This is a genomic window from Terriglobus sp., from assembly GCF_965201105.1.
GTDB lineage: Bacteria > Acidobacteriota > Terriglobia > Terriglobales > Acidobacteriaceae > Terriglobus.
Genome location: NZ_OZ241741.1, coordinates 1,804,342 through 1,821,443 on the forward strand (window position 1 = coordinate 1,804,342; position 17,102 = coordinate 1,821,443).

General features: G+C 61.1%; 8 protein-coding genes. 6 read left to right on the top strand and 2 right to left on the bottom strand.

The window, feature by feature from the left end; translation table 11 throughout:
• Positions 1–10 precede the first annotated feature (10 nt).
• The gene (locus ACOFKT_RS07985; RefSeq protein WP_419806871.1) at positions 11–979 is read left to right on the top strand and encodes a mechanosensitive ion channel family protein; all 969 of its coding nucleotides are present in this window, start codon (positions 11–13) and stop codon (positions 977–979) included.
• 91 nt (positions 980–1,070) lie between these two features.
• On the opposite strand, the gene ACOFKT_RS07990 is transcribed toward ACOFKT_RS07985, so the two are convergent.
• Both ACOFKT_RS07990 and ACOFKT_RS07995 read right to left on the bottom strand, forming a co-directional pair.
• Positions 1,071–3,290, bottom strand: a complete 2,220-nt coding sequence (locus tag ACOFKT_RS07990) for a thioredoxin domain-containing protein (protein ID WP_419806872.1) — start codon at positions 3,288–3,290, stop codon at positions 1,071–1,073.
• Positions 3,291–3,409: 119 nt separating this feature from the next.
• Complete coding sequence (locus tag ACOFKT_RS07995; protein ID WP_419806873.1) at positions 3,410–7,630, bottom strand: hypothetical protein; 4,221 nt, start codon at positions 7,628–7,630, stop codon at positions 3,410–3,412.
• Positions 7,631–8,123: 493 nt separating this feature from the next.
• Here ACOFKT_RS07995 and ACOFKT_RS08000 point away from each other — a divergent pair, with 493 nt between their 5' ends.
• The 5 genes from ACOFKT_RS08000 (at position 8,124) to pulA (ending at position 17,013) form a co-directional block, all read left to right on the top strand.
• Positions 8,124–9,293 carry a hypothetical protein gene (locus ACOFKT_RS08000; RefSeq protein ID WP_419806874.1) on the top strand — a complete coding sequence of 390 codons (1,170 nt, stop codon included), beginning with the start codon at positions 8,124–8,126 and terminating at the stop codon, positions 9,291–9,293.
• Complete coding sequence (locus ACOFKT_RS08005) at positions 9,290–10,081, top strand: N-acetylmuramoyl-L-alanine amidase (protein ID WP_419806875.1); 792 nt, start codon at positions 9,290–9,292, stop codon at positions 10,079–10,081. The genes ACOFKT_RS08000 and ACOFKT_RS08005 overlap by 4 nt, the downstream gene beginning before the upstream one ends.
• 76 nt (positions 10,082–10,157) lie before the next feature.
• Positions 10,158–12,959, top strand: a complete 2,802-nt coding sequence (locus ACOFKT_RS08010) for a hypothetical protein (protein WP_419806876.1) — start codon at positions 10,158–10,160, stop codon at positions 12,957–12,959.
• A 5-nt stretch (positions 12,960–12,964) separates the two neighbouring features.
• On the top strand, positions 12,965–13,318 hold the full coding sequence (locus ACOFKT_RS08015; protein WP_419806877.1) for a hypothetical protein: 354 nt from the start codon (positions 12,965–12,967) through the stop codon (positions 13,316–13,318).
• 248 nt (positions 13,319–13,566) lie between these two features.
• Entirely contained in the window at positions 13,567–17,013 is a 3,447-nt protein-coding gene (gene pulA, locus ACOFKT_RS08020) for a pullulanase-type alpha-1,6-glucosidase (protein ID WP_419806878.1), read from the top strand.
• Positions 17,014–17,102 lie beyond the last annotated feature (89 nt).

The following is a 17,102-nucleotide window of genomic DNA, read 5'->3' on the forward strand; positions in this document are numbered from 1 at the left end:
GATGGAGCGAATGGCTGCTCCGAATCCGCCCAGCGCACCAACGCCCACAACCGCCGCACCGGCATCGCTGCCCGCCGCTCCGGACGGGACCAATTTTCATGACCTCTTGCGCGACTGGCACGCCGACCTGATCTCGTTTGTGCGCCACGATCTGCCAAAGCTGCTGTTCATCCTGCTTTTCGGATTTGTGCTGCAGCGCCTGGTCGCGTTTGCGGTCCGGCGCATGCGGCACATTGCGGACAATTCCATCGGCAACGCGCGCCGAGCCGCACAACTGCGCACGCTTGCAGCCATCCTGCGCGCTACGGCTTACGGCATCATCGGCTTTCTGGTTTTGCTGCAGGTTTTACCGCTGTTCAGCATCGACCTGAAGCCGTTGCTGGCCTCGGCAGGCGTCGTTGGCCTCGGCATTTCTTTCGGCGCGCAGTCGCTGTTCAAGGACATGCTCAACGGGCTGTTCATCCTGCTGGAGGATCAGTTCAATGTGGGTGACGTCATCCGGATTTCCGGGCTGACCGGCACTGTGGAAGACATTTCACTGCGGGCCACAACGATGCGCGACGGCGATGGAACGCAATACTTTATTCCGAACTCGCAGATTACGACGGTGTCGAATTTGTCGCGTGAGTATTCCGTCGCGTCTTTAGCCGTTTCCGTGGATGCCTCGGCCGATCCGGACCGCGTAATGGAGGTGCTGCGGCGTGTTGCTCTGGAGGTGCGGCGCGATGCGGCTTTTGCCGAGGTGGCGGTTGCCGATCCGGATGTGCTAGGCATCGATCGCATTGACGGGCGACAGGTGATCTATCCGGTCAATTTGAAGGTGAAGGCGAACCAGCGCGACGGCGTTCTGCGTGAAATCCGGAAGCAAGTGTTGAAGGCGTTTGAGAAGGAAGGCATTCCGCTTGGAATGCCGGCAACGACGGTCGTCATGACCCCGCCCCCTCCCCCTGCAGGCGTAAGTTCTCTGGAATCAAGATGATGCTGTAAGTTCCCTGGAATGAAGGTGATGCTGTAAGTTCCTGCGCACGTGTAAGTTACAGCGCACCTTTTCTGGTGCACCCACTTTTGGGTCACGCGATGGCATGCAGTGCTGCAATCAGTTCTGCCGCGGTTTGCGCCGGTGACTGGCAGGTGTTGCCTGCGCAGACGAGGGCGACTGTTCCCAGAGCGCCGTCGAGGTTTGGAAGTGTTTCGGCGAGCGCGGGCGGTAGATTGCCGAGCTGGTCGCGGCGGATGCGGAAGACGGATTTGTTCACGGCATAGCGCGCGAGTGCAATGGCTTCGAGCTCCGTCGCTAGATCGCGACGGGCCGATGCGTTGGCCTCGAGCTCGGTCGCCAGGTTGCGACGGGCCAATGCGTTGACCTCGAGCCCGGTCGCGGCGGCGGTGCCCTGTTCGGCTTCGATGAGGACAACCTGCACCGCGGGCCGCGCCAAAAGGCCGAGGGCGAGACCGAAGGTCGCGGCATACAGACCGAAGTGCTCCACGATGCCGGCGAAGCATTCCAGCGTCGCCTCCGCGCGGCGCTGGTAGTCCTCGTTGCCGGTCAACGCGGCCAGGCGCAGCAGCATGGCGGCGGCGGCGGGGTTGCCGGCGGGTGTGGGGGCATCCTGCAGTGGCTTGCGGCGTGCAGAAAGCGCTCCCAGTGCCGGGGCGGTCGAGGTCTCCGTGTCGAAAAAGCCGCCTTTCTCGTGATCGCTGAATCGTGCGATCAGGCTGTCCGCGATCGCCTGGGCGGTGTGGAAATAGGTGGCGTCGCCTGTGACCTGAAAGGCGGTCAGGCAGGCGTCGGCGAGAAAGACGAAGTCGTCCAGGGTGCCGGGCACGTTGGGCGCGGGCGCGGAGGGAGCGGTTGTATCACCCCAGGCGACCACGTGCCCCACACGGCCGTCGCGCCAGGCCACGTCGAGGACGCGGCGAAGGCTCTTCAGTGCAAAGTCCGTTGCGGCGGGCCGCTGCAATGCCCTGCCCGCTTCCAGGTAGGCGCGGATCGCCATCGCGTTCCAACCCGTGTACAGCGTCTTGTCGATAAACGGCGTGGGGCGTTGCAGGCGCGCGGCGTACATCTTGTGCTTCGCGGCGGCGAGCAGAGCTTCGGCTTCTTTTGCGCTGACGCCCCCCTGTTGCGCAACCGCGGCGAGCTCCAGCGGACGAAAGAGCACGTTACGCGAGGGATCGTGGTGCATGTCACCGACGGTGCCGATGTCGAAGTACGGGCCGGCAATGGCGAACTCCTCCGGCGTGAGGACGGCTTCGGCTTCGGCGCGGCTCCAGGTGAAGTAATCGCCGTCGTCATCCAGCGAAATGTCCGCGTCCTGCGAAGCGTAAAAGCCGCCCTGTTCGCGATCCGAAAGCCACTCGTCCATCCAGCGCATCACGTCGATGGCGGCGCGGGCGAACTCGGGTTCGACGAAGGTCTGGAAGCCGTGCACGTAGCTGCGCAGGAGTTCCGAGTTGTCGTAGCTCATTTTTTCGAAGTGGGGTACGACCCAGCGCTCGTCCACCGAGTAGCGGTGAAAGCCGCCGGCGAGTTGGTCATAGACGCCGCCACGGAACATACCGTGGAGCGTGCCCTGTGCGGCTTCGGCGGCCTTGGCGTGGTTGGGACCGGAGCGGGATGCGGAGTCAATCAGCATGTCGAGCGCGCCCGGGTGCGGGAATTTGGGCTGTGATCCGAAGCCGCCCTGGCGCGGATCGTACGACTGCAGTGTGGAGGCGACCAGCTTGTCGATGAGCGCGATGCCCGCGCTCGAGTTCTGCAGATCGGTTGCGCCGCCGGCGAATGCCTCGTTGTACTCGATCGCCTGCATGACGGAGCCGGCGGAGTCGTTTACGTCTTCCCGCTTTTCGCGGAAGGCGGCGGCCATGGTTTCAAGCACGCGGCGAAACGAGGGCCGGCCCATGCGCTCCGTCGGCGGAAAGTAGGTGCCACCGAAGAAGGGGTGGCCCTCGGGCGTGAGGAACGCGGTCAGAGGCCAGCCACCCTGCCCGCTAATGGCCTGCACGGCCGCCTGGTAGCGGGTGTCCACGTCAGGCCGCTCGTCACGGTCGACCTTGATGGCGATGTATTCGCGGTTGATCAGATCGGCAAGCGTGGCGTCCTCGTAGGACTCGCGGTCCATCACGTGGCACCAGTGGCACCACACGGCACCGATGTCGAGCAGGATCGGCTTGTCCTCCGCCTTTGCCTTTGCGAACGCCTGCTCGCCCCATTGATGCCAGGCGATTGGCTGGTGCATGGCGGAGCGGAGGTAAGACGAGGCTGCTTCGGCAAGGGCGTTGTGAGGCATACACACCAGTTTAGGTGCGGGAGGCCGTCGATGACGTGTCTTCTGCTGCCAGCCCGGCGGCGAGTACGGCACCAGTGAAGCCGAACACGCTACACTCTGTCGCGCATCTGGCCGAGTGCTTATTTGACCATTTGCAGGCCCGGTTGGACGAGCTTGTACAAGCTGCCGCCGATCTGCGGGAACTGGTAGGCGAGCCAGGTGAGCACCGGTACGGCTCCAAAGGTGACGACGCGGAAGAAGAAGTCGAAGCCAAGTTCGTTTGGCTTTGTGTCGGTGATACGGCTCAGGAGGGCGCTGCGGTGCATCTGCGCGAAGACCAGGATGAAGCCGAAGCTCAGGACGGCCAGCAGAAAGGTGAAAGCCCAATCGAGGAAGGCGTGCGGTTGAAACGGGTAGGAGTTCCACGCCACCAGTGCAAGCACGAAGGTGGTCGTGACCAGCACCATTTGATAGCGGATGTTGAGCAGCACCGCACGGATCAGCGAAACGTATCGAACCACGATGAGTTCCTCGGCCAGGTGCAGCAGCGAAGGCGTCTGTTCGGAGGAGGTGCCTGCTGATTCGCCGTCCTGCGCGGAAGGAGAGTTTTGATCGACCGGACTGCAACGCTGCCGCTCCCAAGAATCGGCCAGTAGACCGTCGATCAGAGCCGTGCAGAAATTTGCGTAGCCTTCTTCAATGTGGAGAATGCCGCAGGTATCTGCGTCGTGCTTCGGCAGATCCCACATTGGATCCAACGCCGCCGGTTTGGAGGAACAGGCGCCCTCGCCTGCTGAAGCGCCGGCCGAGAGTTGCGGCGCATCGTGTTGCGGAGCGCTGATGTTCTGCTGCAACGCCAGGATATGAAGATTGATTGCCTGGTACGCCAACGAAAGGCGCGCAAGCAGGGCGGGCTGCGCCTGCAGCTCGGGGTGGTACACAATCTGCCGAATCGACTCGGTCGACCGGGCCATGTCGCGCCAGCGAATGTGCAAGCCCTTCTGCCGCAGCATGCTTACCCACCCACCGCTTTTGTAGCGGTCAAATGCGAAGCGAACCGGCATGCGTTCCAGCGGCTCCAGAAGTCCGCGATTCAGAGCTGCCCAGATGAACATGACCCGCAGCCAGCCCGAAAAGGCAATCATCAGCAGCGGAAAGAACAACGCCTTGAGCAGAAGTTCGTAGAGCGTTGGCGCACTTGGGAAGAGGAACGGCTTGAAGACAAAGGTGTCCAGGCTATGGATACGAAACAGAAAAAGGCAGCAGCAGAACAGTGCCGCATAGGCCAGTCCCATGATTGCGTCCAGATGCCGGAAGAGCGGCGAACGCGCGTTGGCGTTGGAACCTTTCAGGAAGCGTGCCGCGATCTCGCGAGTAATCAGAAGGCATGTGATGTCGGCGTAGAGACAGTTACTTCTTTGCAGCGCACAGTTTTCAAGCGCTTCATCCGGAACGTACAGCGGGTACGGGTTCCGGTGTGGGTCGTATGGACCCTCGCGCGCGACAAGACGTGGCAGCCGAGGCCGATGGACATGAGAGAAGCGGAGGCGCGCCGTTTGATAGATCGCCCACAAATACCAAGCCAGCAGCACCAGCAGCACGGGGCAAATCGGGCTGACACCGCTTAGGGGCCGAAGGCAGCGAAAGTTAAAGAACAGGCCGGCGAAGTTCGGGTAACCGTAGAGCGAGTCGCTATCGCAAATGCTTACCCAGAGAAGCACCGTGCCCAGCAGTGAGACCGCTGCCATGCAATGGAAGAACGTGTAGGTACGGCAGCGGCGATGGTAGAAGTACCGCCACGTTTTGCGCGCCGTGGACAGGCACACGATCGCGGCGCAGCACAGCAAGCCGATTGCGACCGCCCGTGAGCCCCTGGTGATCGGAAAGTAGTGGCTGACACGCAGGATGGGATAGGCGGTGATGAAAGCCATGGCCGCCAGAACGGAAGCACCGATGTTCAGGTAAACCGCCCGCCGGTGTGGCAGATCGTTGCGGTCGATGGCAAGATCACGCGTGAAAGGCGACCAAAGGTCTGCGACAGAAAGCCCGACGGAGTGGACAAGGCATGCCAGGCAGAGCAGGATGGCGAGAATGTCCCACGACAACGCAGGCGCGATCCGGGAGTTTACGTTGATGGATTCTGGTACGGCGGGCGAAGAAGCGGATGTACGTTTTCGGGAAAAGCCAGCGTCTTCTTCCGAGCACTGCGTCACGTTGACGACGTTGCCCGACGGAGCAAGCGAGATGCTCGCCAGAAGGCCCGGCTGGCTGCTGCCACACCAGCTCAGCACTGCGAGCGGATAGTAGCCATCGGCGCCGATTGCCGTTGCCCAGAGCGGGATCTGCGTGGTGAGCCTGGAAGCAGGTGGCCGCAAATAGCCAGACAAGGACGGCAGCGAGTGCGAAGCCGGATCGCGGAAGGCGAAGCTGGCGGCGTTGTACATCTGGTCGGAGCGGTAATCCGCATGCAGCCACTGCGGGCGTTCGCCGAAACTGAGCGAGGAAAGCAGGTAGGGGGAAAGCGATACCGACCCGATATAGGGGGCATTCTCGCCATCGCGCTCGAAGAGCAGATCACCGCCGGCCGAGAGAACGATGCGCGCATCCGGGCAAGCGCGATGCAGAAACTGCGCGAGGAAGAGATCGTCCAGGGCGTTAGAGGCCGAGATCAAAATGAACTGGCTGCGCGCCCTGTTCAGTTGATCCGCGATGGCCATGAGTTGCGCTTCGATGGAGAGGGGGCTCTGTGTCGTCGAGAAGCGTGTGACGGTGTCGTCGGCGGCGTCACCTTTGAGCGAAAGATCCAGATAGGGCGTAGGAGCGGTGCCCGCAGTGTGCTTCGTGTCGTTTGCCGCTGCATTCCGCAGCACGGACAACTCCCGCGGGAAGCGAAGGTTCAGGAGGGTTCCGGCTTGATCCAGCGGCTTATCGACGTCGAGACGGTAGCACCCGGAGCGGCCCTGGACGCATGGACTGTCTTGTTTTAGCTTGCCGTTCCCCGTCTCGCTCTGCGCGGGTGCGTGAAAGACCCGCGTGGTTGCTCCAAACACGGTGCCCGCTTCTGACAGCACGGCCACGCGGCTCAGGTCATACCCGGAGGCGATGAGCGCCTCGAGGAAGCGTTCCTGCTCGAAGCGGTTGTCTTCGCCGAACGAGCGGTAGTTCCCTGCACTTTCAGGGTCGAGTTCGTGCAGCGCGACGGATGTGCCGGTCGCTCCGGTGATGGAGACGCCGGGGCACCCAAGCTGCGGTCTTGCAGCCTCAACACCGGCATGCAGCGATGCCGCGGTGCCGGAGAAGGACGGGCCGATGATGGCCAGCAGGTCGTGCTCCGGATGCGGCGGGTTTCGGTCACCTTGCCTGGCTGGAACGGTTTGGCAGGGCACGGCAGAGGTCGCGGTATTGCTGGATGAGATTGTGGTGCTTTGCGACTGTTCCTGCGTGGAACGAATTGCGGGGGGCGAAGACGACGATCGAGGCGGCTTTGCTGCCTGGGCGACCTTGGATGTGAGCGGTCCGTTTGGCTGCGCGCCGTGCAAGGAAAGATGGGCACCGTAGCTCTCCTGCAGAATGCTTTCGTAGCGGAGGGCGTTCTGAAGCTGTTCGCCGTTTACGCCGAGCGCGGGTGTTTCCGCGACTAGAAAGAGGTAGATGACACGGCCATACGCGTTCCAGGCAAAGTTCTTCCTGAGGTTACTTGCGGTCTGGTTTGTGTCGCTGTTCTGCCCGTTGTTACTGCTTGCTTCGTCGCTGGGCCATTCCGCTGCATCTGGTGCATACCGCAGCACGATGAGGCCGGGCTGGCGTTCGCGGGACTGCTCGCCGGCTGCGGGCGATGAGTTCGCCGCGCCTTCTTCGTCTTTCGCCCCGGTACCACGGTGCTGTTGCCACGGCAGCCAATACCGGCTACTCAGATAGTGGTTGTCGGCCGCTGCAAGCAGGATCGCGTCCATGGTCCGGTCGAACTCAAGCGCGAGACCGCTGTGAACAGGATCGGGAACAACGGCCACCATCGTGGTTACATCGACGTGGCCGTTTGCGTGGTTCGGTATGCCCCAACCAAATGCATTAGGAGGCTCCGCACGGTCGCCTCTTTGGGCCGGCTCTGGGCCAACCTCACCGCATCGAGTGGGCCGGCCGGTATCGCGTTTCCCCGCTTCCGCGATGTCGATTGCCGCCCAGTATCGGCAGGACGCAACCCACGGCCCGTCCCCGACCTCGGCTGTTCCGCTGGAGAGGGTTTGCGCACTTGCGATGTGCGGCGGCGCCTCTTCCGCGATGTTCTGCTTTTTTCCGGTCTGAACAAGCAGGCCGGTCGCCACGGTGAGTGACACCGTCAGCATTCTTGCGACTCTGCTCATCCGTGCTCTCCGGCGATCGTTCGTGCTGCGCTCGGGTTAGCTACACAATCAGAAAACCGGCAGTGGGCGTGAGAGGGCCAAGCGTGGAGACGGCTACGCAGTCTTCGCTCATTCCTTGGATCAGGCCGGTTCTGTGGAAGATAGTAACTCCTGAAGCGGACCGCGATCAGAAATTGTGCAGATGTGTCGCCGGGAGTCGTGCTCCGCCCGTCTCTGCCATGTAAGCAAACGTTAGCCCCGGAGGATGATTGAGTTAGGGAGCCAGGTGTGTTTCTAGCGAGAGCTGCTGTAACTTAGCACCAATCTGGGTGCACTCACTTTTTGTTGTTGACGTGCTATCCGGATCGGCATACGTTGGAGGCGCCTTCCAACAGACCCGCCAAATGACGCGATGCGCATGAGCAGGTCCGCACTGTTGTACATGCCGTTTTTCAGAAGAATAGTAGTCTCTACGTCCGGTTTGTGTAAGTGACCGCTAAGGGAGAGCTTTGCCGTGTTAGGGTCTTCGATTCTCGATGTTGCCATCGGTATCGTGTTCATCTTCCTGCTTAGTAGTCTGATCGCCAGCGCGATGCGCGAAGGTTTGGAAGCATGGCTGAAGACACGGGCATCGCACCTGGAAGCTGGACTGCGTGAAATCCTGAAAGACCCAAGTGGCACCGGTCTGGTAACTCATTTCTACAATCATCCACTCATCTACAGTCTGTTTTCTGGCGAGTATGTTCCGGACCCGAAGCTGAATACCAGTTCCCTCTCTGTAACGAGAGGCCGCAACCTGCCGTCCTACATTCCCAGCCGCAACTTCGCCATTGCGCTGATGGACATGGCCGCACGCGGGCCGCAGGCGGCTGGCAGCACGATCAGTACCGAGCCCGTGACACTCGATGCGATCCGATCGAACCTGGGGAGCATTGAAAATCCCGCAGTGCAGCGCGCGCTCTTGATCGCTTTGGACGGAGCTGCCGGCGACCTTGCAAAGGCCCAGGCCAATCTTGAAGCCTGGTACGACAGCGCCATGGACCGGGTTTCAGGGTGGTACAAACGATCTACCCAGATCATCCTGCTAGTGCTCGGCCTGCTGCTTGCAGTGGCGCTGAACATCAGCACGGTGCGGATCGGCGAGACCTTGTACCACGATAAGACGGCTCGCGACCTGGTGGTCTCAAGCGCAGAAAAGGTACACGCAACAGAGCCGATCAACTACGAGACCGCGAGCAAGTCGCTGGGCGATTTGAGTTTATTGGTCGGCTGGCCCAAGACCCGGGACGGCGTGAGGAATGAGCTGGCGCATTACTGGGCTCCGGACATCGCGGGCTGGCTGCTGACCGCGTTCGCCGTTTCGATCGGCGCACCGTTCTGGTTCGATCTTTTGAACCGCCTGATTATCGTGCGGTCGACGGTGAAGCCACACCAGAAGAGTCCGGAAGACGCGTCCATTGAGAGTTCAGCGGCGACCGGCTCTGGCGATGCAGTTGCTGGTATAGCGGACCAGCCTATACGAACGGCGTCGCCACTTGCCGGATCCGCTGCATCGCTGCAAACCGCACCACGGCGCACATCGCAACCGCCGTTGACAGAGATCGACGGTTGCGACATTGACAAGACCACTGACGTGACCACGGACGAGATGTTGCCGATGGCGGCGGGAGGAGTTCGCGCATGACGACCTACTCACTGACGTGGTTGCCAGATGTACTGCTGAAGGCTGGCCTGAAGGTCGCGCTCGTGGATGGTTGGCAGTATCGCGGTCACAGCGATATGGGTCCCGTTTATGGCGTGATCTGCCATCACACCGCAGGTCCGAAGACGCTGAACATGCCGAGCCTGAACACACTGATCCAGGGTCGCGCCAATCTGAGCGGGCCGCTGGCACACCTGGGACTGGGCCGCGACGGCACGTATTACGTGATCGCGGCGGGCCGCTGCAACCATGCGGGTGCTGGCACGTGGCGGGGAGTTTCGGCGGGAAACACCCATTTTCTCGGCATCGAAGCCGAGAACACGGGACAGCCCGATGACCCCTGGCCGCCCGTCCAGATGGACGCGTACCGCTTCGGCGTGGCGGCGATCCTGCGCCATCTGCATCGTGGGGTGGAGTGGTGCGCCGGGCATAAGGAGTTTGCTCGCCCGCAGGGAAGAAAAGGCGACCCGAGCTTTGACATGGCGGTGTTTCGCGCGGCCATGGCCGGGCTTAGCTCCTCTGATATTCCCGTGCCGATTCCGCCTCACGAGCCATCCGGTACCGACGGCATAGCGGGATGTGCCACACTTCGCCGTGGAGACAATGGACCGCTCGTTACTGCGCTGCAGCAAACCATTGGCATTCCTTCCCCGAACGGGTTGTTCGGGCCTGCGACGGAGGCCGCCGTGCGAAGTTTCCAAAGGCAGAGGGGTATGGTGCCAGACGGGATTGTAGGTCCGGTCACGTGGCGGGCAATGCAAGACAGGTAACGCCGGAAGCACACACGCGACACGCGCGACGGCCCGGCTTATGCCATTGGGAACTGTAATTGGGAGGAGTCATTCCTTGGATATCGATCTCGGTCTTGCGAAGCTCACCGTCAATGCCATGACCCATGCCGACGTGTGGCAGGCGCTCGAAAAGGATGCACCGTTCCCTGACCGCGACATCGCGATTGGCGACACCAGTGCGCAGTATGCAAACGGCAACATTCCGCTGCCGATTGGCGGAGGAGCGAACGTCACGTTGTCGGCTTCGTTTTCAGCCGGCGGCCGTACCGGGATCGGAGTGTTTGGTTCGGCGGCAAACGCGATCGCGGGGCTTGGCCTCGATCCATCCGTCACACCGGACTTCCCTGCCAATGCCGAGGATCGCTTCCTGTTGATTTCTTTTGATGCAACGGTGCAGGGCAGCCTTTCGGGAACGGCGCCCATCGGTGTCGTCGGTTCCGCGACCTTTGGGGCAAAGTCCTCTGGCGCCACACGCTTCGCGGTGCTCTACCGCTTTCACAAGGACACCGGTGCGCGCACGACGCTGCAGCGTGCGGCCGCATGCATCAAGCTGCCGCGACAAATCAGGACTGCGGCCAACCTGTCGCAAGGCGCGTGGATCATTGCGGAAGTGGACGGGTCGCTGGCACTTTCGATGGACGCCCGTGTCGGCTATGACTACACCTATACTCGCGACCTGCCCGATACATTGCAGCAGCTTGGGCTGAGCAAAGATTTGAGCGTGAAGGTGGATGCCGCGGCAACCGCGACCGTGGACTACAGCGTAAGCGGACGATACCTGGTCATGCTGGGCCGTCCATTGCTGCTTGCGGATCAGGTCGTCGCCTTGCAGATCAACAAGGGCAGTTCCTACGGTTACGGCTTCGGCCTGAGCCTGTCCGCTGGTGTCCAGCTCAGTCAGATCTTGCCGGCGAAGGGTGAGGACCTGGTGGCTGCGTCCTTTGGAGTGTTCGGCCCGCAGATCGTTGCCGATGTGAGCAAGAGTATCGCTACGCTGGAGGCATGGAGCACGGGCGATCTTGGCGAGAACGCTGCCGCCCTGACCATTACGACTGCGAAGAAGCTGCTGACCGCAGTCACGGGTGTAGATGCCGACGCCGCCCTTGCCGAGGCGACCGGGTTGCTGAAGGGCGCGCTGGTGAAGTGGAACGCGCTTGCCCAGCGCGCTTCGACCGACCTGCAGACACTCGCCTGGAATGCCTTGGGCGATCCAGCAAACAGGGCGGAAATCCTTGTGCTGCTCACAGACCTGCGGGACCAGAACTCCTTTGAGAAGGCGCTGTCAGATGGGCTGCAAACGCTGCCGGGGCAGAGTTGGCTGATGGCGATCGCAGACGCGGTTGGTTCCGGTTCGGTCCTCTCGCTTGGCGCACACCAGGCGGACGTTCAGAAGATCGCCAGCTACGCGCTCGACATGCTTTCCGACGGACCTGGCAATGTCATTCGCAAGCTGCAGGAATACGTGATGCAGCGATTCAATCTGCTGGTGCAGAACGCTCTGCCATTGGCAGCCGGTTCCTCGGCCGATCCTGTCGGTGATGCAATCGCGACTGCGAGCGATCCGGCAAAGCTGAATGTATGGGTGCAGAACCGGCTGGCGGCGTTCTTTGATAAAACCGTCCTTTCCTCGGACGACTTAAGGCACATACAGTCGGCCATCAAGGGGCTGCTTACCAGGTTTGACGACCTGTACGCGAAGACCGCGGCAGCACTTACCCAGAAGTACAACTTCACCTTTGCCAGCAGTTACCAGACCGTGACCGAGAATCAAACGCTGCTCAATCTATCGTTCGATCTTTCCAGCGCGGCGGCACCGCTGTTTTTGCAGGTGCTGGACGGTGATACCTCTGCGGTATTCCGCATGCAGGCACCACAGGCAGGCCTGACGATTCACAGCGCAGTGATGAGCCACGGCATTCACAGCACTGCCAAGACCAGTCTGACGATTCCGTTTCTCGCCTCCGCGACGACAGATCTGACTTCGTCTGTTGCCCAGCTCACCTTTGACCAGAACGGCGCGGACCTGTTGGGCTATGTGAACGCGACCAACCAGGTGCAGGGCAACCGTTACCGCAGCATGTTGAAGCTGGCACTGAAGTTGGGCATCAAGGGAACGGGGCTGACCTGCCTTGATGGTTCGCTCTCGTACGAGATGCGGGCGGTCGCAAAGAATGCCAGCAAGGCGATAGTGTCCCAAGCCACGGGAACGTTTGCGACAACGTATCTGTCGAGCAAGCTGCCGGGAACTTCGTACTATGACAAGCTGCTCGCCGACTTCGATCACGCGATCGACCTGCCCACGAGCGAATTCGGCGACATGCTGATGTCCATGCAGCTTGCGATTGACGGGAACCTGCTGTCCGCATGGGTGGTGCCTCCCGAGCAGTTGAAGCGTACACAAATCACGGCTTCGCAGGTGGTGCAACGGTGTCTTCGCGACTATACGCATCGCCTTTACTTCGCGTCGGCGAGCGACATCGACTCCTGGGCGACACTTCCGCTGCTGGTCTGGGAATCGTTCCCGGTCTGCACCGGTGTCGATTGGGACGCGCAGGCCGAAACGCTCAGCTCCACGAATACGGGCAAGGACTTCTACTTGAGCAACGAAGACGGCGACCCGTTGCTGAAAGCCTTAATCAACGCGGCCTCTGTCAACACGGGTTCGCCCGGCAACGATTGGGGACACCTGACACTGCGTGCGGCGTTCGCATACCAGGAGGTACTCGACCTCGGCATCCACAACCCGAAACTTATCCTGTCGCCAGCAAACCATGGATCGCACCAGATGAGCGCGTACGCTCTCGGTCCGGCTTCCCACAGGTTCGCAGCCTGGCTTTTGCGGAAGCCGGCGTGGTGAAAGGTGTGGCAAAAGCGCTGAAGGACATCAGTGACGCCGCGACGGACATCCCGGCTTTCGACCCCTCTCAGCTTCTGGATCGGCTTGCTGCCTTTGGCGCGGACCTTACGCGCGCGCTTGACCAGAATATGAGCAACCTCTTTGCATCCGGGAACCTTCGTCTGTTCGGACCGATGTTGTTTGTGGAGGTGACAAGAGCACTTGCCGGCGCGAACAGCCGGGTTCAGCCGAAAGCCATGCTGGAGCTGAAGTCGTTGCAGCCGCGGCACAGCTTTGACCTGGCCTCGTACGTCAGCGGAAGCGAGCCGCCGTTCGAGCAGGTCGCCGTCTCGCAAACGATCGTGAACAGCGTGGTGTAGGGGGGAAGCGGTTCGCCGCACGGCATGGTCTGCTGGCAAATCGCGAACCGATGCAGGACACGCCAGGTTCGGCTATTTCGAAGACGTGATCTTATCGAACCTCGACGCCTGAGACGAGGTGATGGCATGGGAGCCGCAGACGATGTCTGACTTTGGCAGAAGCCGGTCGTAGACGTGGCACGAATCGCTGATTTACTCTCATCCGGCTTGGCCATCTGCCTTGCGAACGATTCTGACCCGGAGCCCCCATGTCCACGTTGCGACGTTTTCTTATCGTGTTTGCCGCGCTGATGAGCAGCTTCAGCGGGCTGCATATCTTTGCAGCGGTGCCGGTGCCCCAGAACCATGTTCGAATTCACTACCACCGGCCTGACGGCAGCTACGCTGGCTGGACTGTGTTCGCATTTGGCGGAACCACGGAAGACCAGGGCAGCTACGGCGCTGGGCCGGTGCAGCAGGCCGGCACCGATGACTTTGGGGCGTTCTATGACGTTGGGGTACAGCCGGGCACGTCGGATGTCGGCATCATCATTCATAATCCAAGCCGATTCGGCTCCGACGTAAAGGACCCCGGTGGCGATGAACACATTAACCCGGCCCAGGGGAACGAGTTCTACGCCGTGGAGGCTGTGAACGGCCTGACCACGACACGGCCCGCGGTGTACACCTACGCGAACACGGCGATTCCGGCCAACACCGCGCGTATCCACTTCTACCGGCCCGACGGCAACTACGCAGGCTGGTTCGATTATTCCTTCAACGACACCACAGCCGACACGGGCAACTACAGCTCCGGAAATGTTCCGCAGAGCGGAACCGATCGCTACGGTATCTACTTTGATGTGCCGCTGAAGCCTGTGGCCGCGGACATCGGCTTTATCGTGCACAACATCCAGACCGGCACCAAGAACACCCCCAATGACAACCACCTGAACCTGTTGCAGTACAACGAGGCTTGGGTGATCTCAGGCGACCCGACGGTCTACCTGGTCCAGCCGACCCAGTCGCAGTTGCTGAACGCGAACTTTCTGAAGCTGCAGGCGTTTTGGATCGACGCCACCACAATTGCACTGCAGAGTGCATATGCGAGCGGCGGGCAGACGTTCGCACTGGTCAGCAGCCCGTCCGCCGGTCTGGCGGTTTCGAGCACGGGTATTACGGGTGGCAAGCTGACGCCGCTCACCCCGGGCGCGGCACTTACGCCGCAACAACTGGCGCGCTTTCCGCAATTGAAGGGCTATGTTGCGGTTCACCTTGCAGCCAACCTGAAGCCGAAGGACTACCGCAATCTGGCCGTGAGCCAACTTGCCGTGCAGGTACTGAACAGTGATGGAACCCTGGCCTATGCCACGGGTGTGCAGAACGCCGGCGCGCTGGACGACCTTTACGCGTATGCCGGCAAGCTGGGCGTTGTGATACGGAAGGCGGGTTTCGTAGACCGCCAAGCCGATGAGTGGACCGACTTCCCCGATGAGGACGGCGGCAATCTGAAGATCAAAGTGTGGGCGCCGACCGCGCAAACCATGAATCTGCAGCTGTTCAAAACTTCGACAGACACGGCGCCGGCGCAGGTCGTTGCCATGAAGAATCACAATGGCGTGTGGGTGGCGCGGCTGGACGATTCCTGGATCGGCAAGTACTACCTGATCGACGAGACGGTCTATGCGCCCTCGGTTCGGTCCGTGGTGCAGAACGTCGTGTCCGACCCGTACAGCATTGATATTGCGCTGAACGGTTCGAAGTGCCGAATCACGGACATGAACGCGGCGAGCAATCAGCCCAGCGGGTGGGACTCTGACCGCGCGCCAAGTCTGGATCGCGTCAACGACCTGAGCATCTATGAGTTGCACGTTCGCGATTTCAGCGTGAACGATCAGACGGTGCCGGCCGAGCATCGCGGCATGTACCTGGCTTTTACGGATGGCAGGTCCGACGGCATGAAGCACCTGCGGAAGTTGTCGCAGTCGGGCCTGAAGGCGATCCACCTGTTGCCGACGTTTCACTTCAACAGCGTGGACGAGGATAAGAGCACCTGGAAGACAACGCCCAACCTGAACGGCCTTGCACCGGACGGCCAACAGCAGCAAGCCGCGGTCGCCGCCGTGCAGGGCGCGGACGCGTACAACTGGGGTTACGATCCGGACCACTATCTAGCCCCCGAGGGCAGCTATGCCGTGAACCCGGACGACCGCGTGAAAGAGTATCGAGAGATGGTGATGGCGCTGCACCAGTCGGGTCTGCGCGTGATTCAGGATGTTGTTTTCAACCACACCAGCGGCTTTGGTCAGGCTGATAACTCAATTCTGGACAAGGTGGTTCCCAACTACTACAACCGGTTGGACGCGGATGGCGCGCTGCTGACGGCGAGTTGCTGTGCCGACACCGCAACCGAACACGTGATGATGGGCAAACTGCAGCAGGACGCCATTGTGTGGAACGCGAAGCAGTACAGGATCGACGGCTTCCGCTTCGACATTATGAGCTTCACGTTTGTGTCGAACCTGCAGAAGATTCGACAGGCCTTGGCGAAGTTGACGCTGGGGAAGGACGGTGTGGACGGGAGCAAGATCTACATTTACGGCGAAGGATTTAACTTCGGCGAGACCGCGAATAACGCGCTCGGCATTAACGCGCAGCAGGTGAACTTGTACGGCACCGGCATCGGCAGTTTCAACGACCGCATTCGTGATGGCGTGCGTGGCGGAGGTCCGTTTGACGACGAGCGGGTGCAGGGGTTCGGCACCGGATTGTTTACCGCTCCCAGTGCGTACACCAGCGGCTTGACGCCGTTGGCGGATCAAAAAGCAACGCTGCTGCACCGGAGCGACTGGATCCGCGTGGGCCTGACCGGAAACCTGCGCGACTACAAATTCGTAGACGCGACCGGCAACACGAACACGGGAGCAGGTCTGGACTACCAGGGCCAACCGACGGGCTACACGGCGAGCCCGGTGGAGGCCGTGAACTACGTTTCCGTTCACGACAACCAGGACATCTTCGATGCAATCCAGCTCAAGGCGCCGACCGCGGAGACCGCGGAAGTTCACGCTCGTCGGCAGGTGCTCAGCATGAGCCTGGTAGAGCTGGGCCAAGGCATCCCGTTCTTCCAGGCGGGTGATGACCTGTTACGTTCCAAGAGCCTGGACCAGAACAGCTACGACTCAGGCGACTGGTTCAACAAGATCGATTGGACCGGTCAGGGCAACAACTGGGCGATCGGTCTGCCGATCCAGAGCCAGAACGGATCGCAGTGGAGCTTCCAACAGCCGGTGCTCGCCAATACGAGCCTCCAGCCTTCCCCGGCAGACATTGCCACCACGACGACCGCATTCCAGGAGTTCCTGAAGATTCGTAACGGCTGTAGTCTTTTCCGCATGGATTCCGCGGCAGAAATTCAGCAGAGCCTGAGCTTCCTGAACACTGGCGCGGCGCAGATTCCGGGTTTGATCGTGATGAAGATGGCCGCGCCCGGCAGCAACTCCTCGTGCAGCGGTTACGGTCAGGTCGTCGTGGTCTTCAATGCGACCAGCACGGAGCAGAGCTTCACGTCGGCAACGCTGACGGGTAAGCACTTGATGCTGCATCCCATTCAGCGCCGTTCGGGCGATGCAATCGTGCGCACGGCAAGCGCGAAGAGCAAGACAGGAACGCTCACGGTTCCGGCACTGACGACCGCAGTGTTTGTGGCGGAGTAAACCGGGCAAGGTGAAACGGGTCCCCCCAAGCGGGCGACCCGCTTTGCTTGTTGCTGTGTGAGGTGAGCCGAGATTGAGCCGACTTCCGA